Here is a 24,814-nt window from a genome sequence, read left to right as displayed (position 1 = left end):
CATGTCTGCGGACATCCTAATTGTTGATGATGAAGCTGATATTCGCGATTTAATTTCCGGTATCATGGAAGACGAAGGGTATGAAACCCGGGAAGCGGCTAATAGCACGGAATGTTTCGCTGCAATCAGTAACCGTCGCCCCAGCCTGGTAATTTTGGATATTTGGCTGAGGGGAAGTGAGCTTGACGGTATTGAAATCCTTCAGGAGATTAAGAAGAAACATGCTGATCTTCCAGTCGTTATGATTTCTGGCCATGGCAACATTGAAACAGCTGTCAATGCAATCAAGGTTGGGGCTTATGATTTCATTGAAAAACCGTTCAAAGCCGATCGACTCATTCAGGTTGTCGAACGGGCCCTTGAAGCAGACAGGCTCAAAAGAGAAATCGCTGAACTTCGCCTGAAAACGGACGGTGCCACCCCAGAGCTTGTCTGTCGCTCAAACGTTATGATGAATTTGGCGCAAGCGATTAAAAGAGTCGCGCCAACCAATAGCCGGGTCATGATCACAGGCCCTTCAGGATGCGGGAAAGAAGTTGTCGCAAGAATGATCCACGCGAATTCACTTAGGGCAAACGGACCCTTTGTTGTCCTCAATGCAGCTACCCTTGCCCCGGAGTTATTAGAAATTCAGCTCTTTGGCGTAGAGGAAGGACATCTGAATTCCACCAAAGGTGCCCGCCGCGGCCTGTTGGAGCAAGCGCATGGTGGAACGATCTTCCTGGATGAAGTTGCAGACATGCCACTTGAAACACAAGGAAAGATCCTGCGAGTTTTAGTTGACCAGTCCTTTCAACGTGTTGGCGGTAGCGAAAAAGTCAAAATCGATGCACGAGTTGTCTCTTCATCCAGCCAGAACTTGACTGAAGCCATGAGCCAAGGGAAGTTTCGGGAGGATTTGTATCACCGTCTTGCAGTTGTTCCCTTGAGCATTCCTCCACTTAGGGAAAGGGCAGAAGATATAGCGCCACTGGCCCGCCATTTTATTGAACGCTTTTCAAAAAGTGCTGGAATGCCGTTGAGAAAAATTGGGGAAGACGCCATTGCAACCTTGCAAGCCTCAAACTGGCCTGGAAATGTTCGGCAGCTCAAGAATGTGATTGAACAGATCATGATCTTAGAGACCGGGGACAGAACCGCCCCGATCACATCTGAGATGATCCCGACGGATGCCGGTGCGACAAGTTCAGTCATGTCCCGCAGCACAGATAACACAGAGATTATGACCCTCTCCCTTCGAGAAGCTCGCGAAAGATTTGAAAAAGAGTATCTGGAAGCCCAAGTGAACCGGTTTGGCGGAAATATCTCCCGAACAGCCACATTTGTAGGAATGGAGCGTTCTGCACTGCATCGGAAATTGAAATCCCTTGGCATTCATAACAATGACAAGGTCAAGGAAGCCGAGTAAGGTATAACCAGACTGACAGTTGCAAAGGAATGTAACACATGAAAGTGATTGTCTGCGGTGCCGGGCAGGTTGGCTCAAATATAGCCCGACAGCTTTCCCGCGAGGGAAATGATATCACCCTGATTGACCAGGACCCTGAACTCGTTCGTAAAATCGGCGATGATCTTGACGTTCGTGGAATGGTTGGACATGCCTCGCACCCGGATGTGCTTGAGGCTGCAGGGGCCAGAGAAGCCGACATGATCATTGCTGTTACCTACAGCGACGAAGTCAACATGATTGCTTGTCAGGTTGCACATTCATTATTTGACGTACCGAAGAAGGTCGCTCGGATACGTTCTCAAGAATATCTCCTACCAATGTGGTCTGACCTTTATTCCAGAGACCATCTGCCAATCGACGTGGTGATATCACCGGAAGTCGAAGTCGCCCATGCCATCAACCGTCGTCTGAAAGTACCAGGTGCCATTGACATGGTGTCGTTTGCTGACGGTAAAGTACAAGTTATTGGCGTGCGACTGGACGAAAGTTGTCCAATCGTAAACACGCCGTTGCGCCAACTCACTGAACTGTTTCCAGACCTGAACATTGTTGTCGTTGGAATTTACAGGAACGAGAAAATGCTTGTTCCAACCAGTAATGATCAAATGTTTCCGGGGGATGAAGTCTATTTTAGCGCCGACATTGATCATGTTAGCCGGGCCATGCCGCTGTTTGGTCATGAAGAGCAGGAAGCCAGAAGCGTTGTGATCGTTGGTGGTGGCAATATCGGATTACACTTAGCGCAGCTTATCGAAGAGGAAATGCCCAATATCACCCTGAAGCTGATTGAGCAGAACAGAGAACGGGCAGAAAATATTCAAGAACACTTGCACAAGGCGATTGTACTTGCGGGTGATGCTCTTGATCCTGACTTGCTGACTGAGGCTAAAGTGAACAGGGCAGAAACCTTAGTTGCCCTCACTAATGATGATGAGATTAATATCCTCTCATCATTGCTGTCTAAATCCCAAGGCTGCGAAAGCGCTATCACCTTGATCAACAACCCTGTCTTTTCCCAACTAATGACTAATCATGGGATTGACGTTGTTGTAGACCCAAGAGCAACAACAGTTTCTGAAATTCTTCGCCATATTCGCCGCGGCCGAATTCGTGGTCTTCATTCCTTCCAGGATGGTGCCGCTGAAGTCGTTGAAGGAGAAGCACTTGAAACCTCTAAGCTGGTTGGACAGGAACTCAGAAATGTTCGCCTTCCAAAGGGAACAATTGTCGGCGCGATCCTCAGGGACGGGGAGGTTATAATCCCCCGCGGCAGTACAGTCATCAAACCAAACGATCGAGTTGTAATTTTTGCCCTTTATAACGCTGTTCGGAAGGTTGAGGAAATGTTCTCCGTTAGCCTTGAGTTCTTCTAAGAATGGTCATCAATCCGGTCATGACCATCCTCGGCTGGTCACTCTCTTTGCTGGCAGCCTTGATGGCAATTCCCTGCCTATTTGCCTTAGAGCGATCCACGACTGGTGTCGCAACAGCCTTTTTTGTGTCTGCGATAATCACCCTCTTTTTCGGTGGAGCTCTCATTTTCGCAAGCCGGGGGGAGAGAACAGTCCTTAATCGGCGAAACACCTTTCTGGTAACCACTCTCGTATGGGTGGTTATTCCGATGTTTGCAGCTCTACCCTTTTACCTGAGCGGCACACTGAACTCACCAGTAGATGCTTATTTTGAGGCGCTATCAGGTTTTTCGACGAATGGTGCGAGTGTTTTTGTTCTAATTGAAGAGCTTCCCAAATCTATTATCCTCTGGCGAGCTCTTCTGCAGTGGTTTGGCGGTTTCGCTTTCATCATATTTCTGTCTATTCTTGTGTCTGCAATCAGCATTCCGGGGAGCAGTCCACTCAGTAAAGCACTTGCCCGAAGCACAAGACGTCGCATGTCCCGCCGGGTTAGGGATGCTATCCTCTCAACTTTGAGTGTTTATGCAATATTGACTGGGCTTTGCATTGTCTTTTTATGGTTTACAGGCTTGTCCGCCTTTAATGCCCTTTGCTATGCGTTTTCAACGATTTCGACTGGTGGATTTACGGTTTCCTCGCACGGTGCGGAAATATTCGAAAACCGGATGACCGAGCTGGTGCTGATGGTGTTTATGTTCATCGGATCAATCAACTTTGCCCTGCACTGGGCGTTCTTTAATGGAAATCGCAGGGCATATTTCGATAACCCTGAATATCGTTACTTCATCTATGTATTCCTGATCCTTCTTGTAACCATGATGATCATGCTCTATCTGGAGACTGATTTTACCTTTATCCAATCACTCCGATACGCGGTATTCAATGTGATATCCTTCCTCTCAACGACAGGGTATCAAATGGACCCCGTTGCCGGTATGGGTGAAATCTATTGGCCCATTGGTGCGTTATTACTTTTGATGATTGCGATCACGATTGGCGGCTCTACAGGCTCCACTGCAGGAGGACTGAAACTAATGCGGGTAGCAATCCTGTTCAAATTATTTACTCAGGAAGTCCGAAGCCTCAGCTATCCAAGTGCGGTATCCGTGCTACGTTATTCCAAGGATAAAATTACCAACGATAATATTCTATCTGTCTGGGCATTGGTTACCTTTTATGCCTTTACAATCACGATTGTGACCTTGTGTCTGTCCCTTGCAGATGTTGAAGTTGAATCTGCTTTGGCAATGGCAACAGCAACACTTGCCACAGCTGGCGCCGCTGTCAGTCCAGAACTGGTTGGTCAAACAGATCCTGCGCACGGAATTTATGGTTATGGTGGTTTACCGGACGCGGCAAAATTATTACTATGCGCAACAATGATTTTGGGACGGCTTGAGTTTTTTGCCGTTCTTGCCTTGTTTAACCCGGCGTTATGGAAACGCTAGTCTCTTTCCTTAGATATTTACAGGTTTAAAATGTCTCGAATTGCATATGTAAATGGTCAATATGTTCCTCACCTGGATGCAGCAGTGCATATTGAAGATAGAGGCTATCAGTTTGCGGACGGGGTGTATGAAGTCATTCCTGTGGTAAACAATAAATTAATCGGGGAAGAGGGCCACCTGGATCGTCTTTGGCGGAGCATGGAAGAGCTAAAAATGGCTGAACCGATGAAACGCAAACCCCTTGAAATGGTGATGCGAGAGGTTCTTCGCCAAAATGGGGTTGAGAATGGTCTTATCTACCTTCAAGTCACACGTGGAGTTGCACCGCGCGATCATCCGTTTCCCAGAGATGCGGTTTCTTCACTTGTCATGACGGCCAAGAAAACTTCGCCTGAAAAAGCAGAGGCTAAAGCGGCAAAGGGGGTTTCCATTATCACTGTCCCTGATATCCGCTGGGCGCGCCGTGATATTAAATCCGTATCATTATTGCCAAACGTCCTGGCCAAACAGGAAGCTGTGGAGAAGGGTGCTTACGAAGCATTCCAGGTGGATGAAGAGGGTTTTATCACGGAAGGAAGTTCCACGAATGCCTGGATTATTACCCAGGATGGTACGCTCGTGACCCGTCCAACAGGTAATGACATTCTTGCTGGTATCACTCGTGCAGATCTACTGAAGTTGCTTGAGCAGAAAAATTACAAGGTGGAACTGCGGCCTTTTACAGTTGAAGAACTTCAAAATGCGAGAGAAGTCTTTCTTACAAGCTCTTCTTCCTATGTTTTACCCATCGTTGAAGTTGATGGAAAACCAGTCGGCAATGGCCATCCCGGCAGTATCTCCAACGACTTGAGAGGCATTTTCAAAGACTTTATGAACAATTGATGGGATTAAATTCGTCCAAATGGTCAATTATTAGTATCTCTTAAAGGAAACTTGAGTTATTTTTGTTTTTTCGTTTGAAAACACTTGTATTTTTCAAGCGAGAACTTTAAGTGAGGGGAACTTTTTTGCCTTTTGGAAAAATTGGCCATATTTGATTTTTTAAATGGCTTAAAAGTTGGACGTATAATTTCAAATACAAGAAAGAGACTGGTAGATGGCCACAGAGAAATCACTAAACGTTCAGGACGTTTTTTTAAACAAAGTCCGTAAAGATAACGTTCCCGTGACCATATTCCTGGTGAATGGGGTAAAACTTCAAGGCTCAATCAGTGCATTTGATAATTTCTGTGTAACCTTGCGTCGGGATAAGCAAGATCAGTTAGTCTATAAGCATGCGATCTCAACCGTAATGCCTGCAACTCCGATTCAATTATACGATCCAAGTGCACAATAAGCTTGATTTTCTGAATTGAAGGTCAATTTATAACTCATGGAAATTGTAAATGGACCTGAGGCTCCCCAATCTGGGGACCGGGCGCTTGTTCTTCATCCGTATCTAAAAAAAGGTGGTGGCAAGGCACGTCTTCCAGAATCTTGTCTGGAAGAAGCCGTTGCTTTGACCGCAGCTATTTCGCTGGATGTAATTCACAGCGAAACAGTTTCGCTGTCTGCTCCAAAACCTGGAACATTATTTGGAATTGGCAAGCTGGACGAACTCCGGGATTTCATTGAAGCCTCTCATATTGATGTGGTCGTTGTAGATGGTGCTTTAACGCCGGTTCAGCAGCGGAACATTGAACGACATATAAAATGCAAAGTCATCGACCGAACAGGTTTGATCCTTGAGATTTTTGGTGATCGTGCCCAGACGAGGGAGGGTGTTCTTCAAGTTGAACTCGCGCACCTCTCCTATCAGCGAACCCGTTTGGTGAGATCCTGGACCCATTTGGAACGTCAGAGGGGTGGTGCAGGCTTCCTTGGTGGGCCTGGTGAATCCCAGCTTGAGATTGACCGCCGGCTGATTGATGAGCGGATTGTAAAACTGAAACGCCAGTTGGAAACAGTCGTTCGCACCCGCGAACTGCATCGCTCTAAACGCAAACGTGTTCCTTATCCAATTGTGGCCCTCGTTGGATATACGAACGCCGGAAAATCAACATTGTTCAATCGGCTCACCAGTTCAGACGTTTTTGCCAAAGACCTACTCTTTGCCACTTTGGATCCAACCATGCGAAAACTGGATCTTCCCGGCGGACAAACAGTTATTCTTTCTGACACGGTGGGCTTTATTTCTGATCTGCCAACCGAACTTGTGGCTGCCTTCAGAGCGACATTAGAGGAAGTTCTAGAAGCCGACCTTGTAGTGCATGTTCGGGACATTACTCATCCCGATACAGAAGCCCAAAAACAGGATGTATTCCAGGTGCTAGAGCATTTGGGCATCAATATCGACGATAAAACCCGTTATCTTGAAATACTCAATAAAGTCGACTTATTGGAAGATGAGCATCGCCTGGTAATCGAAAACGACGCCAAGCGTCATGACGAAGTTCTGACTATGTCTGCAATTACAGGTGAGGGGGTAGATAGCTTCCTTGAGAAGGTTGAAGCGCTCATCACGCACAACCAAAGGATCCTTAAAGTCGCAGTCCCTCATAACGACGGAGCCAGCCTAAGCTGGATCTATCGACACGGAACTGTTGTTGGACGGAGTGAGGATGACGACGAGGTGTTGCTAGAAGTAAAATTCACACCTGAGAATTTGGGACGCCTTGAAAAAATGCCTGTCTCTATTCGTTGATGGCCTTCTTTTCTTGAGTTTTAACTTGAGTCCAGATCTCATCCATTTCTTCTAGTGAACTGTTTTCAATTGATTTTCCAGTCTCTTGAAGTGTTTTCTCTACCTGCATGAACCGGGTTGTGAACTTTCGGTTCGTCCTTGCCAATGCTGTTTCTGGATCCAGTCCCATATGGCGTCCCAGGTTAACAACAGCAAAAAGTATGTCACCAAACTCATCCTCTAACCGGTCTTTGGATGACTGAAGGTCTACCTCTTCCCGAAACTCACCAAGCTCCTCCTGAATTTTATCAAAAACCGGATAGATGTCGGGCCAATCAAACCCAACACGTGCCGCCCGGTTTTGAAGCTTTAACGCTCGAGTTAAGGACGGGAGGGTTTTAGCAATGCCGTCAAGTGCAGATTGCGGAACAGGCTTTCCCTTGGATTTTTCGGCTCGCTCAATCGCTTTGGTCTCTTCCCAAGCAATTGTTTGAGCCTCTGCTGTTTCAATAGACTTATCACCGAACACATGTGGGTGACGGCGGATCATTTTTTCATTGATCCCCTCAATCACGTCCTTGAATTCAAAATGTCCTTCTTCTTTCGCCATCTGGGCGTAGAAAACAGTTTGAAACATTAAGTCCCCAAGTTCTGACTTTAATTCCTCCATATCTTTTTCAGCGATCGCATCTGCAACCTCATAGGCTTCTTCAATCGTATGAGGAGCAATCGTCTCGTAGGTTTGCTCAAGATCCCAGGGGCACCCCCCATCGGGATCACGAAGCTTTTCCATAATCTTGAGAAGTTTATCAATTGGCTGGTCTGGAAGGGTGTCTGACATAGGCTCTTTGCCTTTCTTTCTCTGCTGCATTCGCAGTCTAGTGAAATCGAAAACAAGCGCAACCGATCAGCACTGGTTTTTCACAGTCAATTTTTAAGAGCCGTCTTTGCCGAGATATAGTAAGCAAGGAGACAGGGCATGAGCGGTGGATTAAACCAAAAGTTTTTAAGAAACCCAACTCGTTTTCTGCAAGATCATCTAATCCTGATTCCAGATGAAATTCCCAATTTACGAACAGAACCTTCCTCGGATTATACTTTCATACCAGTTTACTCAAAAAGCGCATTTGACACACAACAGCAACGGTTTTTGCCAGTTGTCAAACTCACCATTTATTCGGAGGAGCCTGAAGTATTAGGTTCCCTTCACGATAACTCCCATCCAATTGGCGCCTATTGGGCACCACAAAGTGACAGAAATCTAAAGCCCATTCTGCTCGGACAACAACGACGGTTCTTTTTTACATCTGAACTTCAAGGAAGCAGTCTTGCAATCAGTTCTGGAGAACCGAAACTAATCTTTCATCTCTCGGCAAATCACAATCAAAGCCACATATTTAGACTGAGAAACTTATACCAAAATCTCCATTTCAATATAATTCAGCCAATCAATGATTATGACGCTTCAGCCAATAAAAGGACTGTTGTCATTGGCATCCGCCCCCGATTGAGAAGAAGATGGCGCTTTTTTATCCAGAGTTACGTACCGACAGAACTAAGCTTACCGGGTTATAGAACTTTTTTTCATCAGAATATTCATTATGTCCGAGAATATCAAAACCGGGAGTTTAGATTGGATAATCCGTAAGTTTTCAATAGAATAGGGGGCATGTTTGATCCAGATGACGAAAAGCCAGCCAAACGAAAGAGGAAACCACCCCGGGCAGTCACTTCAGCTCTGATCCGGGAACAAGCTTTGTCCTATTTGGATCGCTTTGGCACAACGACGCATAAGTTAAAACGACATCTTCTAACTAAAAATCGGCGCGCAATTTCCTATCATGATCAAGATCCAGAGATGGTTGAAACGCTCATTGAAGAGGAAGTTAATAAGTTGGAGCAGGCAGGTGTGTTGGATGATCAGCTCTATGCTGACAGCAAGGCCAGATCAATGGCGCGACAAGGAAAATCTATTCGCCAGATAAATGGCAAACTCTTTTCATTGGGCCTTAGCGACGACCAGAAAAATCATGCCGTTCAGGAACTCGAGGAAAAAGAAGGATATTCTGATCGAATAGGGGCTGCGAAATATATCCGAAAAAAACGATTTGGGCCTTATCGACGTCATAAAAACAAAGAAGATCAACGAAACAAAGAGTTGATGTCCCTGATGAGAAACGGTTTCAATTACCAGCTTGCAGAAGAGTTAATTGACCTAGAAACAACTGAAGAGATCGAAGATATTATTTATGGAGAAGATAAATAATATCAATCATTTACAAAGGAGTACTAAAGTGAAAACTGTTGTAATAACAGGTGCAAACAGAGGTATTGGATTAGAACTGACCCGGATATTCCTGAGCACGGGAAAATATGCAGTGATTGCCGGTTGCCGAAACCCTGAAGCAGCAACTGAGCTTACCAAGCTCGGCGAGGAAGATAGTAATCTCGAAATTAAAGCCCTAGACGTAACTGATCAAAAATCGGCGGAAACTTTTGCTCAAAGTTTAGAAGGAAAGCCTGTTGATGTCCTCATCAATAACGCCGGAATATATGTTGATAAGGGAAAAGGGGTCTTAGATGCTGATTTTGAGGCTTGGGAACAAACATATCTAGTAAATGTCATTTCTCCGTTTCGAATGATTAAGGTCCTATTGGATAATCTTGAAGCTTCTGATCAAGCAAAAATCCTAACGATATCAAGTCAAATGGGATCCATGTCTTTGCCTTATTCGGCTTCGCATGCTTACTGCTCCTCTAAAGCCGCAGTAAATAAAGGAATGCAGGGTGTAGCCTTAGAGCTGAAGCCAAAAGGGATTGCTGTAGCAGTCGCACATCCTGGGTGGGTGCAAACAGATATGGGCGGTACAGCTGCGGATATAACACCTGCCGAAAGTGCTTCAGGCCTTTATAAGGTAGTAGAGAAGTTCAGCCTCGCTGATACAGGGTCTTTCTATAAATGGAATGGTGAAATTCATCCCTGGTAAAACCTAAGGGGGAAGAAGAGGAATTCAGGTTTTTGATCTGAAAGGGTACCTAAAAGAAAAACATCATTTTTACGCATAATATATATTATGGAAAATTATGTTATATGAACGCGCTCAGTTTCTAGGGTTTTCGGAGAATTTCACTACAAAACAAAAGCCGTTTACGGAAGTCGTAAACGGCTTTGATAATTCTCTAATAAAGTCAGATGCCTCTATCCCTCAACAAAGCCATCCCAGGTTGCCATGTAATTTACAAACACATCGCTCAACCCTTCTTGTTCAAGGTACGCTCTGGTTACAGGCAATGATATTGATGTAAACGCGTCGTCTTCTTTTATTTTCTGCATGAAGTCATGATGTAGGATTGCGGCTCGGCCAGCCATAACAATGTCAGCACCATTTTCATATGCATCATTGACATCTTTGGCGGACATTATCTTACCCGCGACACAAAGACGGACTGATTTACGATCCAGTTCTGCAAAATAACTGATTAAAGGTTTGCCTTTAAACTCTTCTTCTTCCGGTTCCTTTTTGCAATCCCATAGCGACATATCAAGGAAATCAATTTTCTCTTCCGCCATTAGACGTTTGGCTACGTTAATGATTTCACCAAGCTTCATGCCAAAGCGTTCGGGCGATAAACGAACACTTATATTGAAATCTGGTCGGCAGCGAGCCCGGATCCCATCGACAATCTCAAATATAATGCGAGATCTGTTTTCTGCAGATCCGCCATATTGATCAGTTCGCTGGTTGAGTTCAGGGCTCAAAAACTGACATAAAAGATATCCATGAGCACCATGCACCTCAACACCATCAAAACCCGCCTTTTCAGCCCGTTCTGCTGCAGCAATGAAATTCTCGATGACATGACCGACTTCTGCCGTTGTCAGAGCCCGCGCATCGTATTTTGGCTGATCGCTTGCTGAAACTGGTTGAAAACCGGTGTATTTTTCCTGCGCCCGCATGCCACCATGGATCAATTGAACAATTGCCAGTGATCCATCCTTTTTTAAACCTTCAGCAAAGCGGCTCAGACCAGGCAACATTTCATCACTATGAATACCCAATTGACCCGGGAAACCCTTGCCGCCAACTTCCGTAAAAGCCCCGCATGTCATTGTCAGGCCGTATCCAGCACTGGAACGCATGGTGAGCCATTTGTATTCTTCATCCGACAACGTCCCATCGACATGGCTTTGCATGTTGGTTAAGGGCGCTACAGCCAAACGGTTCTTGATTTGAGTTCCGTGATTAAACGTTAAAGGCTCAAACAATTCTTTGTTCATTATGATTTTACTCTTTGCTTATTGAAGTGCGCCTCCATCCAACTTAGGAAATGACTTTCACTTTCGCAATAGAGAATACATGTGTTGTGAAAGCAGTCACACCCGGTACATATGAAACGCGAACTTCCGAAGCTTGTCATTCCTTCCTGCCATGCTATTCTGCTCAAAAAAGAATAATGAGTTTGATTTTCTAATGAGCCCTACACATCATTTTGTCCCTGTAAAAGACCTTAAATTCTCCTACTTCGAATGGGGAGATCCAAATGGCCAAGTCATTCTTTTGGCTCACGCGACGGGAATGCATGCGCGCGTTTGGGATGAGACAATCAAGCATATACCCAAAAGTTTCCGCATAATTGCCATCGAAAGCCGCGGTCATGGTAGAACGGAATTCAATGGCAATATTCAACATTGGTCAGAATTTGGAGATGACTTAAAAGAGTTTATCTTAAAGCTTGATCTAAATAATATAATTGGCGTTGGACATTCAGTTGGCGGACATATGATGATGCAGGCCGCTCTTGGTCTTCAAGAACGGTTTGAACGGCTTGTCCTTCTGGATCCGGTTATTTTCAAACCCAGTCGATATGAGCTAAAATCAGATTTTGAACTTGGTCGTCCTGAAGACAATCCCATGTCTCGCCGCCGCAACCAGTTCGACAGCTGGCAAGATATGGTTGCGAGATACAAAGACCGAAGCCCCTACTCTTATTGGGAAGCTCAGGTGATGGAGGACTACTGTCATTATGGCCTGAAGCCTGCGCCTGATGGCGACGGTTATCAACTTTGCTGCAATCCTGTCACAGAAGCCTCCGTTTATATGGCCCACCATACCTACAACCTTACTGATCAGCTCCCTACTCTTCAGGTTCCTCTCACAGTCGTCAGAGCGAAATCCTACGATTATGAGAGAACTCAAAAGGTTGATTTTCTTTGCTCATCTGCTTGGCCGGAATTGGCAAGTAAGGTGCAAAACGGTCGGGATGCTTACCATCCCGAACTCACTCATTTCATCCCAATGCAGAACTCTCAATTGTCTGCTGATTATATCTTGGGAAAAGCCTGATAATTTACTAGAACATAATGTCAATAGAACACTGTTATTTCTGATCTTTTTGACGCTGAGAGTCGGCCATTGACTTGGCATCAAATCCGCCGAGTTTGTCTGTACTAATCAGGGAGTTATGGGCATGGGCAAAATGGTGCATGCCAAAGACCGCGTCCATTCCAGTACGTTTACCCTGTAAATCCTCAATGTGATTAACGGCTTGTTTTGTCAAGGCCAGGCCCAACCGGGGCATGCCCGCCATCCGTTCTGCTATCGCATAGGTTTCAGCTTCCAACTGATCTCTCGCTACAACACGATTGAGCATACCCATCTGGTAAGCACGCTCTGCAGACATACGCTCACCTAAAAACAAAAATTCTTTTGCAATTCTTGGGTTTAGTTCAAAAGGGTGAGCAAAATACTCAACTCCCGGAATTCCCATACGTACGACAGGATCTGCAAAAAAGGCATCATCAGAGGCTATGATCAAGTCACAAATCCAAGCAAGCATCAATCCGCCAGCGATACAGGCCCCCTGCACCATGGCAATTGTTGGTTTTGGAATATCCCGCCAGCGACGGCACATCCCTAAATATACTTCCTGCTCTTTTACATACTGGAATTCACCACCCGGTTTATTTGCATGATCATACCAAAGCGTTTTGCGCTCCTGAGAGAGATGATGATCCCTGCCCGGTGTGCCAATATCATGCCCGGCGCTGAAATGCTTACCCTCCCCCCGTAAAATGATGACTTTGACATCATCATCAGCCACAGCTTTCTGAAAGGCCTCGTCCAACGCGTAAGTCATCTGGTTGTTCTGGGCATTGTTGTAACGCGGACGGTTCATCCGAATGCTGGCGATACCCTCTTTTACATCATAGAGAATAGGCTCATCCGTCTCATAAACAGGTTCTGGAAACTCGTTTTCGGTTGAAGGGTCTGACATGCTCGCTCCCTAGTTTTTATCTGACCTGGTCTACCTTTTTGATTTGAGATCCAGGCTTATTTTCATTGTTATTTGATGGCAGAGCGCCATAGTCTTAGTATTTCTAAAATACAGGCTTAAGTATAGGAATTTTTATGTAAAATACCTGTGTTTGACGCCAATTTTTAGATTTCCATTTTAAGTCGGTATATTAGAAAAAGTAATAACTAAAGTTATCACGTAAAATTCTGAGGGATAGCTGCTCAAGGAGGGTCCGAAATGTCAATAGATCTTGGATTTACGCATATTGCTCTCGCTGCAACTGACTTGGATGCAAGCATTCAGTTTTACGAAAAATATGCTGGCATGAAGGTAGTCCATGATCGTCCAGATATTGAAAATGACGGCCGTGTAGTTTGGCTGTCTGACGGTACCCGACCTTTTGTTATCGTCCTGATAAAGGCCAAATCTGCGGACCCTATTCTGAAGCCGTTTGCCCACCTTGGAATAGCCGTCTCCTCCAGAGAGGAAGTCGATCATTTTGCCGACCTTGCGCGGGCTGAAGGAGTAATGGTGGGAGAACCCATCGATGAAGGTCCTCCCGTTGGGTACTATATTTTTCTAAAAGATCCTGATGGCCATTCTTTGGAAATCTCCTATGGACAGGATGTGACTTCCGCTATTGCTAAGGCCTTTCAGAAATCAGGAAGCGAGCAAAGCTGACATCCGGTCGCGGATTGTATCCTCAGCCTCCTTCATAATCCCGTCCACAAGTTCCTGAACTGTCGGAATATCATGGATTAGCCCTGCAACCATGCCGCAGCTCCAGGCACCGGCCTCCATGTCCCCATCCTGCATCACCTTTGGATAGACACCAGCCACCAACTCCTTGATATCTTCAATGGAAAGCCCCTGCCCTTTGCCTTGCTCCATTGCCATAATCTTTTCAACAGCATCGTTATTCAGCACGCGTTCAGTATTGCGAAGGGGACGCATGATAAGACGGGTATCCAATTCAGAAGCCGCGACAAGTGCGTCTTTAACATTCTGATGCACTGGCGCCTCTTTGGTTGCAATGAAACGTGTTCCCATATTGATCCCGTCAGCACCAAGCGCAAGAGCGGCGGCAAGCTGTTTTCCATTTCCCATACCGCCAGAGGCGACGAACGGAATAGAAAGCTCTTCTGCAGCGCGAGGGAGCAGGATCATGTTGGGAATATCGTCTTCACCGGGATGCCCGCCACATTCAAAACCATCAACGCTAACCGCATCACACCCAATTTTTTCCGCCTTGAGTGAATGTCGCACCGATGTACATTTATGGATCACTTTAATGCCGGCATCTTTGAGCGCAGGCATATAGGCCTCAGGACTGCGACCAGCGGTCTCAACGATCTTAACACCACCCTCAATAATCGCTTTGATATATTCAGGATAAGGCGGAGCGGTAAAACCAGGCAGAAAAGTCAAATTTACACCAAATGGTTTGTCCGTCATTTCTTTGCACCTTGCGATCTCGTTGGCAAGATCACCTGGCGTCTTTTGCGTTAATCCTGTAATGATTCCGAGGCCTCCTGCATTGGAGACTGCGGCAGCCAGCTCCGCAAAGCCAACATAATGCATGCCGCCTTGAATAATCGGGTGCTGAATACCGAAAAGTTCAGTGATTTTGGTTTTCATTTTTCATTCTCCCTGCGCTTTTTTGTTTATTTTCCAGTTTTAGCGCGAAAACCATAAGCGCTCCAGTTGGAAATGGCAGAAAGATCAGCTTTTTCGAATTAACGACAGTTTCATTCCAATATGACTGTCTTCAAACCCAAGTCTTTCATAAAACCGATGCGCATCTTCTCGGCTTTTATCGGTGGTTAGCTGAACCAGGCCGCAACCGGATGATTTTGCGAGAGAAATGGCATATTTCATCATCTTCCGGCCAATACCCTTCGACCGAAGTTCTTTTGCAACCCGAACAGCTTCGATCTGAAGGCGGGTCATGCCCTTTCGAGATAATCCTGCGATGAAGGTGAGTTGCATGCAGCCAACAATTTGGCTCTCACCCAGAATAGCCACATAAATATCATTGCCTTCTTGCTTGGTCATTCTCTCAAAGGCTTGGCGATAGACTAGTGGAAACTGGTGCTTGGTGTCTTCACGTGTAGATCCAAGCTGGTCATCTGCTATTAAACTGATGACATCCGGCAGATCAGAAATGGTTGCCTTTCGGAAAGAAATTTTCTCCATTTCTCAGACAACTATCTCCATTCCATCATAAGCCGGTTCAACACCATCAGGCAGTTCCTGCTTGAGGGTTTGATAGTCCAGGTCCACATGCATATTTGTCAAAACAGCGCGGCGCGGCTTTAAGCGTTCAATCCACTTTAAAGCTGTTTCCACATTCACATGGGTTGGATGAGGGGTATAGCGCATGGCATCAACGATCCAGGTATCAATTCCTTCCAGAATCTCAAACCCGCGATCATCCAGATTAACAAGGTCATTTGAATAACCGATTTTCCCCATCCGAAAACCTAGGCTATGAATAGCTCCGTGGTCTTGTTCAAAGGGAATAAAGTCAATATTACCAACTTTAAAGGGCCCTTCGATAAGATGATCGTTGAGAATAGCCGGGTACGGACTTCCGTCTAGTTGTTTAAAGCAATAATCAAATCGGCGTTTCAACACGCTCAACGTTGCATCATCTCCCCAAACATCTACACGTTCCCGGTTTCGAATAGCTAGAACCCTCAGCTCATCAATGCCATGACACTGGTCTGCATGCTCATGGGTCCAGACAACACCGTCCAAATAATCGACGCCTGCATCAAGCAATTGCTCTCGAATATCAGGTGAGGTGTCTATGAGAACACGAGTTCCCTGATCCTCAACCATGATACTACACCTTCTCCGACGGTTCTTCGGCTCATTGGGATCACAGGCACCCCATTCATTTCCAATGCGTGGAACACCACCAGAAGTGCCGCACCCTAATATTGTGACCTTCATGCAGCGTTCCGTTCTATCTTACTGAAAAGTTTGAAGAAGTTATCTGTTGTCGTTGCTTCTAGTCGGTCTTCTGACACTTCAATCAGTTCCGCAACTTTCTGGGCTGTATGACGCACAAAAGAGGGTTCGTTGGTTTTACCTCTGTTTGGAACTGGGGCAAGATAAGGACTATCCGTCTCAACCAGTAACCGTTCGATCGGAAGTTTCCTAACATGATCCTGCAGCTCTGTAGCCGCCTTAAAGGTTACAATTCCAGATATGGAAATATAAAATCCAATTTCCATTGATTTTTCAGCAACATCCCAGCCTGAACTAAAGCAATGTATCACGCCAGTAAAAGGACCTTTTACATATTCTTCCTGCAGGATTTGGATTGTATCTTCATCTGCATTGCGTGTATGGACTATTAGCGGTAACCCTGACTTTCTGGCTGCTTCAATATGTATCCGAAAGGATTGCTTCTGAATGTCACGCGGTGAATGCTCGTAAAAATAATCTAGACCAGTCTCGCCTATGCCAACGACTTTCGGATGTTTAGCAAGTTCAAGTAACTTCTCAACTGTAACATCAGGCCCCTCTTCCTCCGCTTCATGAGGATGAATACCGACCGAGCAATGAATATTGTCATATTGCTCAGCAATTTTGAGAACCGTATCAAACTCACGTAATTTGGTTCCGATGGTTAGCATATGCCCTACATCGGCCAACGTAGCCCGCCGGACCACATCATCCAACTGACTTGATAATTGTTCGAAATTTAAGTGACAATGACTGTCAACTAACATGACCAACTCGTTAATATTACTATGTTTTTATGGTGGGCGACAAAAACAGGTTCAAGATGACCTGCTTGCGATCCAGATTAACTGTATCTGCCCGTTCGATGATCGTGTTCGCTTTTTCCCACATTTCAATCCAAAAAGAAAGGGGTTGCCTGGAAGACAAATGCTCCATGATCTCCATTTCACCTTGCAAAAGCCTTGTATCGACAAAACCACTACTCGCTGCCCTTACAAACCGGGATAACCACCAGGGGATCAATTCACAAAGAACTCTATATAAGCCCTCTCCGTCTTTTCGCCCGGCTTGATCCGCCAACCCATGGAGTTGTTCCGGGTCATATCCTGGATACTCGGCAAAGAGTGACATCAGAGCTTGAAATGCGGGAACACCCCCTTCAGCATGCAAGGCCGCGGCTTTCCCGGGGCTTCCTTCCCCCAGCAATGCCAATACCTCCAGGTCTGTAGGTTGAATTGAATTATCCAAGCGGCTTAAAACGCTCATCACATCATTCTGAGATAGCGGATTAAGAATCAAGCGACGACACCGGGATTTAATCGTCGGCAACAAGGCTGCAGGAGAATGAGACAATAAAAGGAATACCGTTTTTGCGGGCGGCTCTTCCAGGATCTTCAAAAGTGCATTGGCCGCATTTACGTTCATATCATCGGCAGCATCGACAATGACAACACGCCATCCCCCATCGGAAGCTGTCATCCCGAAGAAACTGGTGAGCCCTCGAACATCATCAATCCGGATGTTTTTGAAGTATTTTTTGCCCTTATCATCATACCGCCGCTTCAACACAGTTAAACCTGGATGGGCTTCTGCTTTAATACGAGAAATAGCCGGATGACCATCCGAAACATCCAGTGAGTCCGGCGGACCAAACAGTCCCCCTCCGCTCCCTTCCTGACTGAGAAGGAATTTGGCAATACGATAAGCCAGGCTTGCCTTGCCCACGCCGCGAATGCCTGAGATCAGCCATGCATGATGAAATCGGCCGCCATTGAAACTATCGAGGAATTCCTGCTCCGCCCTCTCATGGCCGATCAGGGATTGGCAATCCCTTGGATGATCAAGACCTGGCAGACGATCTATGTCAATCAAATCGCTCAAGAGAAGAACCTGCCTTTAAGGTAACTTCGAAGTTCCATTTGAATATCATCAATTGACTGGCTCGCATCAACGACCTGACATCTATCTGGATTTTGGCGAGCGATCTCTAAAAAGCCTTGCCGCATTCTTTCATGAAATGCCAATTTCATTCGCTCGAACCGGTCTTCATCATGCCCACGCCCTTCAGTTCTGGCGAGGCCTGTTTCGACATCCAGATCCAGTATGAAAGTTAAGTCAGGTTCAAATGTTCCTACCGCAACGTCATGGATCTTGCGGACGGTTTCAACGCCCAACTGATTACCATAGCCCTGATAAGCCATGGTACTATCTGCAAACCGATCTGAAATAACCCAAGCCCCTCTCGCCAAGGCTGGTTTTACAGTTAGTCTTAGGTGATTAACACGGGCTGTATAAAAAAGCAGAGTTTCCTCAAGACCATCCCAGCGTTCAGGATCACCAGTGAGAATGAGTTTTCGAATTTCGTCTGCACCAGGCGATCCACCTGGCTCACGGGTCAAAACGACCTCTTTACCCATACTCTCAAGAAAATCACCCAATGCTTTGGCTTGGCTCGATTTTCCAGATCCATCACCTCCCTCAAGGGTAATGAACCTCCCAACCTTATCGCCCATCAGGATCTCCAGATCTCTTAATTGGCTGTCGCACCAAAAATCACATATTTTATGGCGGCCATTACGCGCTTAACGACACCCGGACGCTCTATATTTTCAGAAGCCAGCAGCGGAACTTCGATGGTTTCCATTTCAGGGGCAGTAATTACCAACCTTGCGACAGGTGACCCTTTGATAATTGGCGCCGGAATAGGTTCATTATAAACAAGCTTGACCTGCATGGACCGACGGTCCTTCCTGGACATGGTCACCTTTAGGTCTTTTTCGATATAAAGGGGAACAAGGTCCTTGGCTCCCAGCCAAACCCGCGCCTTTGCAACTTCCTGCCCGGCTTTATACAGAGCATAGTTGTCGAATTCTCTGAAGCCCCATTCCATCAAGCGCTCAGCCTCGCGCCCCCGCTCCTTCGCACTACCAAGGCCGTTGAAGACGAGGATTAATCTTCGGTCTCCCCGTTTGGCTGAGGCTACCAAGCCATAGCCTGAATCCTCGGTATGACCTGTTTTCAGGCCATCAGCACCCGAATTACTGTAGAGCAGCGGATTTCTATTTCCCTGCTTAATCCCAGAATAAGTGAAGCTCTTTTCATTGAAGATACCGTAATACTCGGGAAAGTTTCGGATGATATAGTCTGCAAGAGTTGCCAAGTCTCTCGCTGTCATTAAATGCTCAGGATGGGGCCAGCCTGTGGCATTTCGAAAAGTGCTATGGGTAAGACCAATTTCACGTGCCCGATCGGTCATGGATTGAGCAAAGGCTTCCTCTGATCCACCTAGCGCTTCCGCAACCACGATACAGGCGTCATTTCCAGATTGTACAATAATCCCGCGAAGCAGGTCCGTTACTTTGACCCTCTTATTGACCTCCACAAACATCTTGGAGCCACCTTTTCGCCAGGCTTTCTCACTGACTGGAAAGGTGTCCTCCATCTTGAGGGAGCCATCTTTCAATCGCTCCAGCATCATGGTCACTGTCATCAGTTTACTCATCGATGCAGGCGGCATTAAAACGTCAGCGTCTTTTTCAAGAAGGACAGCACCCGTATCATAATCCAACAGTATGGCTTGCTTTGCAGGTGTTTCCAGAGCACTTGCGACGCCAGAGATCATAGCGAGAGCGAAGATTCCAGCGATGGCATGTTTGACAGATTTTAATAACAACGGGTTCCCCAACATTTTCTGTTATTCAGTTTTCTGATAGTTCGTGATCAGATTGTCATAAGTTTAAAAATTGCTTCAATTATGGCAAACCTGATCAATTCCCTTTAAAAAATCATTCGATCACAATTCTGGCTTCTGTGTGACCATTATTAATCAACTTCGCAAGTAGCTGATCCGCCTCTTCAACATCATATACAGGTCCAAGGCGCACACGGTAAAAATCCTGGCCATTAACAAGAACCTGATAAACCTTGGCCGGTCCTAATGGAGATAAACGAGCGCTCAACTTATTCGCATTATTAAAGTCGATAAATGCTCCAGCCTGAATATAAATTTCTGTCGACTGTACAGGAAGTTGCTCTACCACCTGCTCCACTTTAGCTGTTTGAACTTTACCAATTTTAGTATCAACAGGTTCAATTTTCTGTGCGGCATCCGGTTTGGGTGCTGTTTGAATATTACTCGGGGGTGCAAGAGACGTGGATTTAACTGAACCATTTTCAGGTGCTGCTGCGGCAACTTGTCTTTCTTCAGGAGCAGTATTGGCTTCTGCAAGATAGCGAACGTTGGAATCTTCGGCACCCAAGGCTTCAACACGAACCTTTGCCGTCCCCTTCTGGATAATTCCAAGTAACTGAGCTGAGCGGCGCGATAAATCAATTATTCGGCCATGCACAAATGGGCCCCGATCATTAATCGTCACAACAAGCGAACGACCATTTTCAAGATTTGTCACACGAACATCTGTCGGCATTGGCAATGTCTTATGAGCAGCTGTCAGCTGGTTCATATCATAAGTTTCCCCGTTTGCCGTTTTGCGACCATGAAACGGATCTCCGTACCAGGAAGCTATTCCAGTTTCATTGTAATTTGGCTGAACTTTTGGGTAATACCAGATCCCATCAATTTTATAGGGCTTACCCACCTTTGTATTCGATCTGATAGCAGCGATCTGCTTATCAGAGGCATTTGGATCACTGACGCTGGAAGCCGCATAACCCAATAAATTCATCTCAGCACATCCAGAGAGGATTGGTAGGGCCAACAAAAGAGACACAATCACAGACTGCTTTCTGAACCGGGGGAAGTTCAAACGTCGATCCATGTGTTTTTCTCCCTTATCAATATGCCAACTTGTCAGCTAAATGACCAACTGACATGGCAAAGTAAGTTGATCGGTTCCATTTTAAGATGGTCCGGTAGTTATTGTATACGAGGAAAGTCTGACCATTCCCACCTTTTGGCTGCACCAAAGATCCCATCAACTGACGTGAAGGTAAATCGGTTCCATCTAATTTGCGCACACCTAAATTCTGCCAAAATTGCATTGGGTGTTCGACTTTGAGATCAATAAGATTTTTATCAAAACCTTTTGGAAGCTTAACTTCACGCCCCCAGGTTTGATCATCACGCCAACCGCTTCTGGCCAGATAGTTGGCTGCTGATGCGAAAACATCTGCTTTGGTTGTCCAGATATCCCGACGACCATCACCATTATAATCAACTGAGAAATTAATGAAGCTGGAAGGCATAAATTGAGCCTGCCCCATCGCACCGGCCCAAGAACCTTTCATATTCTTCACTGAGATATGATCTTCGTTGAGAATTTGCAGCGCCGTGAAAAGCTCTCCACGAAAATACTCAGCACGCCGATTGTCATAAGCGAGGGTTGTCAAAGCTTCGACCACATTAAAACCACCCGTATATTTTCCGAACCGGGTTTCAACGCCCCACAAAGCAACTATGAATCTGGGTTGAACACCAAATTTCCTGCCAACCTCTTCCAAAAGAGGCCGGTGCTTCTTCAATTGTGCCCGACCATCATTGATCAGCGACTGAGGAAGACGCTTTTCCATATATTGCTGAAAAGTTTGCGTGACCTCAGGTTGCTTACGGTCGAGGGAAATGATTTTCTCTTTGAATTTCACGTTGGCAAAGGCTTCATCAACGATGCTTTTGCGGATCCCTTTATCCAAGGCTTCAGCTTTCAGGTCCTCAAGCCATAATCCAAACGCTTTCTGGTTCGCATGTACTGAAGGGGAAACCAACATCAAAATGGCGCCCAGCACCATGATCAATTTAAAATTTAGAGCGATTTTTATCATTCACCTCACCTGTATCTTCCGCTTTCTTTTTTGCCACACCCAAGATGTTGGTGCAATGCCTCTCAGATAAGAATTTGTGAAAATACGGCGTTTTCAATCCGAGAAGGAGAAAAATGGCTTTCACTGTTTCGAATAAACCCAAATTTATCGACAAAGCTATTGACAGGATCAACCTGTAACTTTAAACGATCCTCTGTGTTCGGGCACTGACCCGAGGGAGTTCTTCTCCTCTATATTGCGGAAGGTTGGCAGAGCGGTTGAATGCACTGGTCTTGAAAACCAGCAAGGGTGCAAGCCCTTCCGGGGTTCGAATCCCCGACCTTCCGCCACTTCCCCTAAAATCAAGTCCTATTAACCCTAGAAACATTGCCACTCAGTCTCAGAGTTGTTGTACTTTTCTGTATTTTCCGACAGCACTATTCTATTCATTACTGTAACATTACTGTCATAAAAGTGTAACAATTGAGTTGATTTAAATTCTGGCAAATACAACCCAACACTATTTTGTTGGTTATTAGTATACTTAATTAGCAATTAACCTAACGGTAAGGATATTCGAATACTTTAAGTGGAAATGATCAAACGTTATTTCAAGAGATAGAAATGTTTACAAAATTTCCTTTTAAAGTTCAGCTCTGCATTCCTGTCGTTGTCACTGTATTAGGCCTTGCCATCATTGCAGGTATCTTCTTTTTTGGCAGTTCAAAAACAACGGATGTTATTGCGCGCTATCTAGCATCACGAGAGAATGTAGATCTGACCAAATCTGTAAATCGCAACATTCTTGAAGCTATTGGATATGAGAAGGATTTTCTCCGCGAGCGCGAAGAAACCTTTAAGGAAAAGCATAACCTAACGCTGGAAGAAATGATTAAAGACTTGTCCTTGCTCAAGGATCGTACGAATTCACCTGAAGGAAACGAAAAGGTAGACCAGCTTGCGTCGAGTATTTCGACTTATCAAGGCTCTTTCGATAAATTGTATGCCGATTATCAAAAGCTGGGCTTTACTGAAAAGTTAGGCCTACAAGGTACTCTTCGTTCTGCTGTGCATGAAGTCGAGGAAGCGCTGAAAAAGGAAAAGAATGACGGCCTAACAGTGACGATGCTAATGATGCGCCGCCATGAGAAGGATTTTATGCTCCGCTCCGACCCTAAATATGTAGCGCGGATGCCGAAGCGACATGAAGAATTTCTTGCCCAACTGAAGGCCAGCGATATCTCAGCAGAGAAGAAGTCACTCATTTCCGATAAAATGAAGATTTACCAGGACACCTTTAGTCAGTTTGCCGCTTCTTGGCTTACTGTTCAGGAGTCCATTAAGACACTTGATCAAAACGCGGAAGCGGTTTTTACAGCGAACGCAGAAGTTGTTGAATATTTTCAAGGGTTAGTGGATAAAGCTTCAAGCGAAAATGCAGCCGTCTCTCAAACAATTAAAACTACTATTATTTCTGCAATAGTGGTATCCGCCCTGATCATGGTGGGTATCTCAATATTGCTTGCTCAAGGACTGGCCGGTCTTATTCGGCGAATGACCAATTCAATGTCCCAACTTGCTGAAGGTGATCTATCGATCGATATTCCAGCAACTGAAAGATCTGATGAAATGGGCGCCATGGCCAATGCAATGAACATTTTTAAGAACAATGCTCTTGAAAATAAACGCTTGGCTGAAGAAACAGAGAAAGCACGTGAGCAAGCGCGCCTTGAGAAAGAACGTCAACAGCAGGAAGAAATTGAGCGAGAGCGAAAAGAAACGGAACAGAAGCAGGCCGCAATGGCTGAGCAGGCACGCCGTGCCCAAATCATTGCAGACCTCATTTCTGAATTTGATGCCAAGGTAAACCAAAATATGGAAACCTTGAGCGGTGCAACGACAGAACTCAGTTCTGCTGCTAACCAAATGTCTTCTCAGGCTGAAAATACGGATAATTTGGCTGGAATGGTGAGTTCGCGTTCTGACAATATGTCTTCTAACGTTAATTCCGTCGCGTCTGCAACGGAAGAGCTTAGCAGTTCAATTCGCGAAATCAGCAGCCAAATTAATAAATCAGTCCAGGTTACGACGACTGCTGTGGATGACGCCAACAAGGCGGCACAGTTTGCAGAAGATCTATCAGGTGCCAGCCATAATATTGAAACGGTTGTGGATCTTATTCAGGATATTGCCAACCAGACAAACCTCCTCGCCCTCAATGCAACCATCGAGGCAGCAAGAGCGGGTGAAGCTGGTAAGGGCTTTGCCGTTGTGGCTTCTGAAGTTAAGTCACTCGCTAATCAGACAGCCAAGGCGACTGAAGAAATTAGTGCCCAGATTAGAGATATGCAGGGCGTAACTGGGGAAGTTGTGAACGCAATGTCCACGATTTCCAAGGTTATCGACGAAATCAGCAACATCACCACCGGCATCTCCTCTGCTATTGAGGAGCAAAGTGCTGCAACTGGTGAGATTTCAATGAATGTTCAGCAAGCTGCAAGTGGTGCGAATGAAGTGTCACAAAGTGTGCAGGAAATTCGTGTCGATGCCCAAAAAGGAACGACAACGTCTGGCATGCTGAAAAATACTGCAGATGTCATGAGTAACGTGACTAGCCAGTTTGCAGTCGAAATTCGTTCATTCCTTGAAAAAGTGAAGGCAGCCTAGTCCCTCACTTAAATTAAATTGTATAAAAGGCTGCGTTAGGAACCGCAGCCTTTTTGCGTTTATATGGGCTTGCCTGAACCCTATTCTGGTTTATGATTAGAAGCATAAGGAAGAAATCGCATGAGCGATCGGGGAGGAAAAA

24 protein-coding genes and 1 tRNA gene are annotated in these 24,814 nt (G+C 45.6%); 13 read left to right on the top strand and 12 right to left on the bottom strand.

Translation table 11 applies throughout. From position 1 onward, the window contains the following. The first annotated feature begins 1 nt into the window (after position 1). The 6 genes from ntrX to hflX all read left to right on the top strand — a co-directional run bounded on the left by ntrX (position 2) and on the right by hflX (position 6,996). Complete coding sequence (gene ntrX, locus HH301_RS12055) at positions 2-1,408, top strand: nitrogen assimilation response regulator NtrX (protein WP_169569150.1); 1,407 nt, start codon at positions 2-4, stop codon at positions 1,406-1,408. Between the two features lie 38 nt (positions 1,409-1,446). After that, positions 1,447-2,823, top strand: a complete 1,377-nt coding sequence (gene trkA, locus HH301_RS12050) for a Trk system potassium transporter TrkA (RefSeq protein WP_169569149.1) — start codon at positions 1,447-1,449, stop codon at positions 2,821-2,823. A 2-nt stretch (positions 2,824-2,825) separates the two neighbouring features. After that, the gene (locus HH301_RS12045) at positions 2,826-4,313 is read left to right on the top strand and encodes a TrkH family potassium uptake protein (protein WP_169569148.1); all 1,488 of its coding nucleotides are present in this window, start codon (positions 2,826-2,828) and stop codon (positions 4,311-4,313) included. 30 nt (positions 4,314-4,343) lie between these two features. Further along, positions 4,344-5,195, top strand: coding sequence for a D-amino-acid transaminase (locus HH301_RS12040; RefSeq protein WP_169569147.1), 852 nt, complete (start codon positions 4,344-4,346; stop codon positions 5,193-5,195). A gap of 214 nt (positions 5,196-5,409) precedes the next feature. Beyond that, positions 5,410-5,649, top strand: coding sequence for an RNA chaperone Hfq (gene hfq, locus HH301_RS12035; RefSeq protein WP_169569146.1), 240 nt, complete (start codon positions 5,410-5,412; stop codon positions 5,647-5,649). Between the two features lie 36 nt (positions 5,650-5,685). Beyond that, the gene (hflX, locus tag HH301_RS12030) at positions 5,686-6,996 is read left to right on the top strand and encodes a GTPase HflX (RefSeq protein ID WP_169569145.1); all 1,311 of its coding nucleotides are present in this window, start codon (positions 5,686-5,688) and stop codon (positions 6,994-6,996) included. Here the strand turns inward: hflX and mazG are convergent. Continuing rightward, entirely contained in the window at positions 6,986-7,816 is an 831-nt protein-coding gene (gene mazG, locus HH301_RS12025) for a nucleoside triphosphate pyrophosphohydrolase (protein ID WP_169569144.1), read from the bottom strand. The two genes, hflX and mazG, sit on opposite strands and share 11 nt — an antisense overlap. 138 nt (positions 7,817-7,954) lie before the next feature. On the opposite strand from mazG, the gene HH301_RS12020 reads away from it, so the two are divergent. Genes HH301_RS12020 through HH301_RS12010 form a run of 3 tightly spaced genes read left to right on the top strand, consistent with a single transcriptional unit; the run spans position 7,955 to position 9,962 of the window. Next, the gene (locus HH301_RS12020; RefSeq protein WP_169569143.1) at positions 7,955-8,623 is read left to right on the top strand and encodes a hypothetical protein; all 669 of its coding nucleotides are present in this window, start codon (positions 7,955-7,957) and stop codon (positions 8,621-8,623) included. 21 nt (positions 8,624-8,644) lie between these two features. After that, positions 8,645-9,241, top strand: coding sequence for a regulatory protein RecX (locus tag HH301_RS12015; RefSeq protein ID WP_169569142.1), 597 nt, complete (start codon positions 8,645-8,647; stop codon positions 9,239-9,241). Then, a complete protein-coding gene (locus tag HH301_RS12010) occupies positions 9,225-9,962 on the top strand; it encodes an SDR family oxidoreductase (protein ID WP_169569141.1) in 738 nt (245 codons plus the stop codon). The genes HH301_RS12015 and HH301_RS12010 overlap by 17 nt, the downstream gene beginning before the upstream one ends. Before the next feature lie 212 nt (positions 9,963-10,174). Here the strand turns inward: HH301_RS12010 and HH301_RS12005 are convergent, their stop codons facing one another. After that, entirely contained in the window at positions 10,175-11,254 is a 1,080-nt protein-coding gene (locus HH301_RS12005; RefSeq protein WP_169569140.1) for an NADH:flavin oxidoreductase, read from the bottom strand. Between the two features lie 193 nt (positions 11,255-11,447). Between HH301_RS12005 and HH301_RS12000 the strand changes: the two genes are divergently transcribed. Next, entirely contained in the window at positions 11,448-12,320 is an 873-nt protein-coding gene (locus HH301_RS12000) for an alpha/beta fold hydrolase (RefSeq protein ID WP_169569139.1), read from the top strand. Between the two features lie 34 nt (positions 12,321-12,354). Here HH301_RS12000 and HH301_RS11995 read toward each other — a convergent pair whose 3' ends face one another. Further along, the gene (locus tag HH301_RS11995) at positions 12,355-13,251 is read right to left on the bottom strand and encodes an enoyl-CoA hydratase (RefSeq protein WP_169569138.1); all 897 of its coding nucleotides are present in this window, start codon (positions 13,249-13,251) and stop codon (positions 12,355-12,357) included. 258 nt (positions 13,252-13,509) lie between these two features. Here HH301_RS11995 and HH301_RS11990 point away from each other — a divergent pair, with 258 nt between their 5' ends. After that, entirely contained in the window at positions 13,510-13,953 is a 444-nt protein-coding gene (locus tag HH301_RS11990; protein ID WP_169569137.1) for a VOC family protein, read from the top strand. On the opposite strand, the gene HH301_RS11985 is transcribed toward HH301_RS11990, so the two are convergent. The 9 genes from HH301_RS11985 to HH301_RS11945 all read right to left on the bottom strand — a co-directional run bounded on the left by HH301_RS11985 (position 13,933) and on the right by HH301_RS11945 (position 22,026). Continuing rightward, a complete protein-coding gene (locus HH301_RS11985) occupies positions 13,933-14,910 on the bottom strand; it encodes an NAD(P)H-dependent flavin oxidoreductase (protein ID WP_169569136.1) in 978 nt (325 codons plus the stop codon). The two genes, HH301_RS11990 and HH301_RS11985, sit on opposite strands and share 21 nt — an antisense overlap. 84 nt (positions 14,911-14,994) lie before the next feature. Beyond that, on the bottom strand, positions 14,995-15,468 hold the full coding sequence (locus tag HH301_RS11980; RefSeq protein ID WP_169569135.1) for a GNAT family N-acetyltransferase: 474 nt from the start codon (positions 15,466-15,468) through the stop codon (positions 14,995-14,997). A gap of 3 nt (positions 15,469-15,471) precedes the next feature. After that, positions 15,472-16,230 (bottom strand): MBL fold metallo-hydrolase, encoded by a 759-nt coding sequence (locus tag HH301_RS11975; protein WP_169569134.1) that lies wholly within the window; start codon positions 16,228-16,230, stop codon positions 15,472-15,474. Then, entirely contained in the window at positions 16,227-17,015 is a 789-nt protein-coding gene (locus tag HH301_RS11970) for a TatD family hydrolase (protein ID WP_169569133.1), read from the bottom strand. Before HH301_RS11970 ends, HH301_RS11975 begins: the two co-directional genes overlap by 4 nt. A gap of 19 nt (positions 17,016-17,034) precedes the next feature. Beyond that, positions 17,035-18,129 carry a DNA polymerase III subunit delta' gene (locus HH301_RS11965; RefSeq protein ID WP_169569132.1) on the bottom strand — a complete coding sequence of 365 codons (1,095 nt, stop codon included), beginning with the start codon at positions 18,127-18,129 and terminating at the stop codon, positions 17,035-17,037. Continuing rightward, complete coding sequence (gene tmk / locus HH301_RS11960) at positions 18,126-18,761, bottom strand: dTMP kinase (RefSeq protein WP_169569131.1); 636 nt, start codon at positions 18,759-18,761, stop codon at positions 18,126-18,128. Before tmk ends, HH301_RS11965 begins: the two co-directional genes overlap by 4 nt. 17 nt (positions 18,762-18,778) lie before the next feature. Further along, positions 18,779-19,921, bottom strand: a complete 1,143-nt coding sequence (locus tag HH301_RS11955) for a D-alanyl-D-alanine carboxypeptidase family protein (RefSeq protein WP_206378281.1) — start codon at positions 19,919-19,921, stop codon at positions 18,779-18,781. Positions 19,922-20,033: 112 nt separating this feature from the next. Further along, positions 20,034-21,026 carry a septal ring lytic transglycosylase RlpA family protein gene (locus tag HH301_RS17790; protein WP_169569129.1) on the bottom strand — a complete coding sequence of 331 codons (993 nt, stop codon included), beginning with the start codon at positions 21,024-21,026 and terminating at the stop codon, positions 20,034-20,036. A 16-nt stretch (positions 21,027-21,042) separates the two neighbouring features. Further along, positions 21,043-22,026 (bottom strand): lytic murein transglycosylase, encoded by a 984-nt coding sequence (locus HH301_RS11945; RefSeq protein ID WP_169569128.1) that lies wholly within the window; start codon positions 22,024-22,026, stop codon positions 21,043-21,045. Between the two features lie 239 nt (positions 22,027-22,265). Here HH301_RS11945 and HH301_RS11940 point away from each other — a divergent pair. Further along, positions 22,266-22,355: transfer RNA gene (locus HH301_RS11940), tRNA-Ser, on the top strand. Positions 22,356-22,629: 274 nt separating this feature from the next. Beyond that, entirely contained in the window at positions 22,630-24,672 is a 2,043-nt protein-coding gene (locus HH301_RS11935; RefSeq protein WP_169569127.1) for a methyl-accepting chemotaxis protein, read from the top strand. The last annotated feature ends 142 nt before the right edge of the window (positions 24,673-24,814 follow it).

Origin of the sequence: Sneathiella limimaris (assembly GCF_012932565.1) — a bacterium.
GTDB lineage: Bacteria > Pseudomonadota > Alphaproteobacteria > Sneathiellales > Sneathiellaceae > Sneathiella > Sneathiella limimaris.
The sequence above is the reverse complement of the archived record's forward strand: the minus strand, read 5'-3'. Positions and strand labels throughout refer to the sequence as shown.

Excerpts from the sequence above, each read along its gene's own strand:
- ntrX (WP_169569150.1), top strand. The coding sequence starts at position 2 with ATGTCTGCGGACATCCTAATTGTTGATGATGAAGCTGATATTCGCGAT.
- trkA (WP_169569149.1), top strand. The coding sequence starts at position 1,447 with ATGAAAGTGATTGTCTGCGGTGCCGGGCAGGTTGGCTCAAATATAGCC.
- HH301_RS12045 (WP_169569148.1), top strand. The coding sequence starts at position 2,826 with ATGGTCATCAATCCGGTCATGACCATCCTCGGCTGGTCACTCTCTTTG.
- HH301_RS12040 (WP_169569147.1), top strand. The coding sequence starts at position 4,344 with ATGTCTCGAATTGCATATGTAAATGGTCAATATGTTCCTCACCTGGAT.
- hfq (WP_169569146.1), top strand. The coding sequence starts at position 5,410 with ATGGCCACAGAGAAATCACTAAACGTTCAGGACGTTTTTTTAAACAAA.
- hflX (WP_169569145.1), top strand. The coding sequence starts at position 5,686 with ATGGAAATTGTAAATGGACCTGAGGCTCCCCAATCTGGGGACCGGGCG.
- mazG (WP_169569144.1), bottom strand. The coding sequence starts at position 7,816 with ATGTCAGACACCCTTCCAGACCAGCCAATTGATAAACTTCTCAAGATT.
- HH301_RS12020 (WP_169569143.1), top strand. The coding sequence starts at position 7,955 with ATGAGCGGTGGATTAAACCAAAAGTTTTTAAGAAACCCAACTCGTTTT.
- HH301_RS12015 (WP_169569142.1), top strand. The coding sequence starts at position 8,645 with ATGTTTGATCCAGATGACGAAAAGCCAGCCAAACGAAAGAGGAAACCA.
- HH301_RS12010 (WP_169569141.1), top strand. The coding sequence starts at position 9,225 with ATGGAGAAGATAAATAATATCAATCATTTACAAAGGAGTACTAAAGTG.
- HH301_RS12005 (WP_169569140.1), bottom strand. The coding sequence starts at position 11,254 with ATGAACAAAGAATTGTTTGAGCCTTTAACGTTTAATCACGGAACTCAA.
- HH301_RS12000 (WP_169569139.1), top strand. The coding sequence starts at position 11,448 with ATGAGCCCTACACATCATTTTGTCCCTGTAAAAGACCTTAAATTCTCC.
- HH301_RS11995 (WP_169569138.1), bottom strand. The coding sequence starts at position 13,251 with ATGTCAGACCCTTCAACCGAAAACGAGTTTCCAGAACCTGTTTATGAG.
- HH301_RS11990 (WP_169569137.1), top strand. The coding sequence starts at position 13,510 with ATGTCAATAGATCTTGGATTTACGCATATTGCTCTCGCTGCAACTGAC.
- HH301_RS11985 (WP_169569136.1), bottom strand. The coding sequence starts at position 14,910 with ATGAAAACCAAAATCACTGAACTTTTCGGTATTCAGCACCCGATTATT.
- HH301_RS11980 (WP_169569135.1), bottom strand. The coding sequence starts at position 15,468 with ATGGAGAAAATTTCTTTCCGAAAGGCAACCATTTCTGATCTGCCGGAT.
- HH301_RS11975 (WP_169569134.1), bottom strand. The coding sequence starts at position 16,230 with ATGAAGGTCACAATATTAGGGTGCGGCACTTCTGGTGGTGTTCCACGC.
- HH301_RS11970 (WP_169569133.1), bottom strand. The coding sequence starts at position 17,015 with ATGTTAGTTGACAGTCATTGTCACTTAAATTTCGAACAATTATCAAGT.
- tmk (WP_169569131.1), bottom strand. The coding sequence starts at position 18,761 with ATGGGCGATAAGGTTGGGAGGTTCATTACCCTTGAGGGAGGTGATGGA.
- HH301_RS17790 (WP_169569129.1), bottom strand. The coding sequence starts at position 21,026 with ATGGATCGACGTTTGAACTTCCCCCGGTTCAGAAAGCAGTCTGTGATT.
- HH301_RS11945 (WP_169569128.1), bottom strand. The coding sequence starts at position 22,026 with ATGATAAAAATCGCTCTAAATTTTAAATTGATCATGGTGCTGGGCGCC.
- HH301_RS11935 (WP_169569127.1), top strand. The coding sequence starts at position 22,630 with ATGTTTACAAAATTTCCTTTTAAAGTTCAGCTCTGCATTCCTGTCGTT.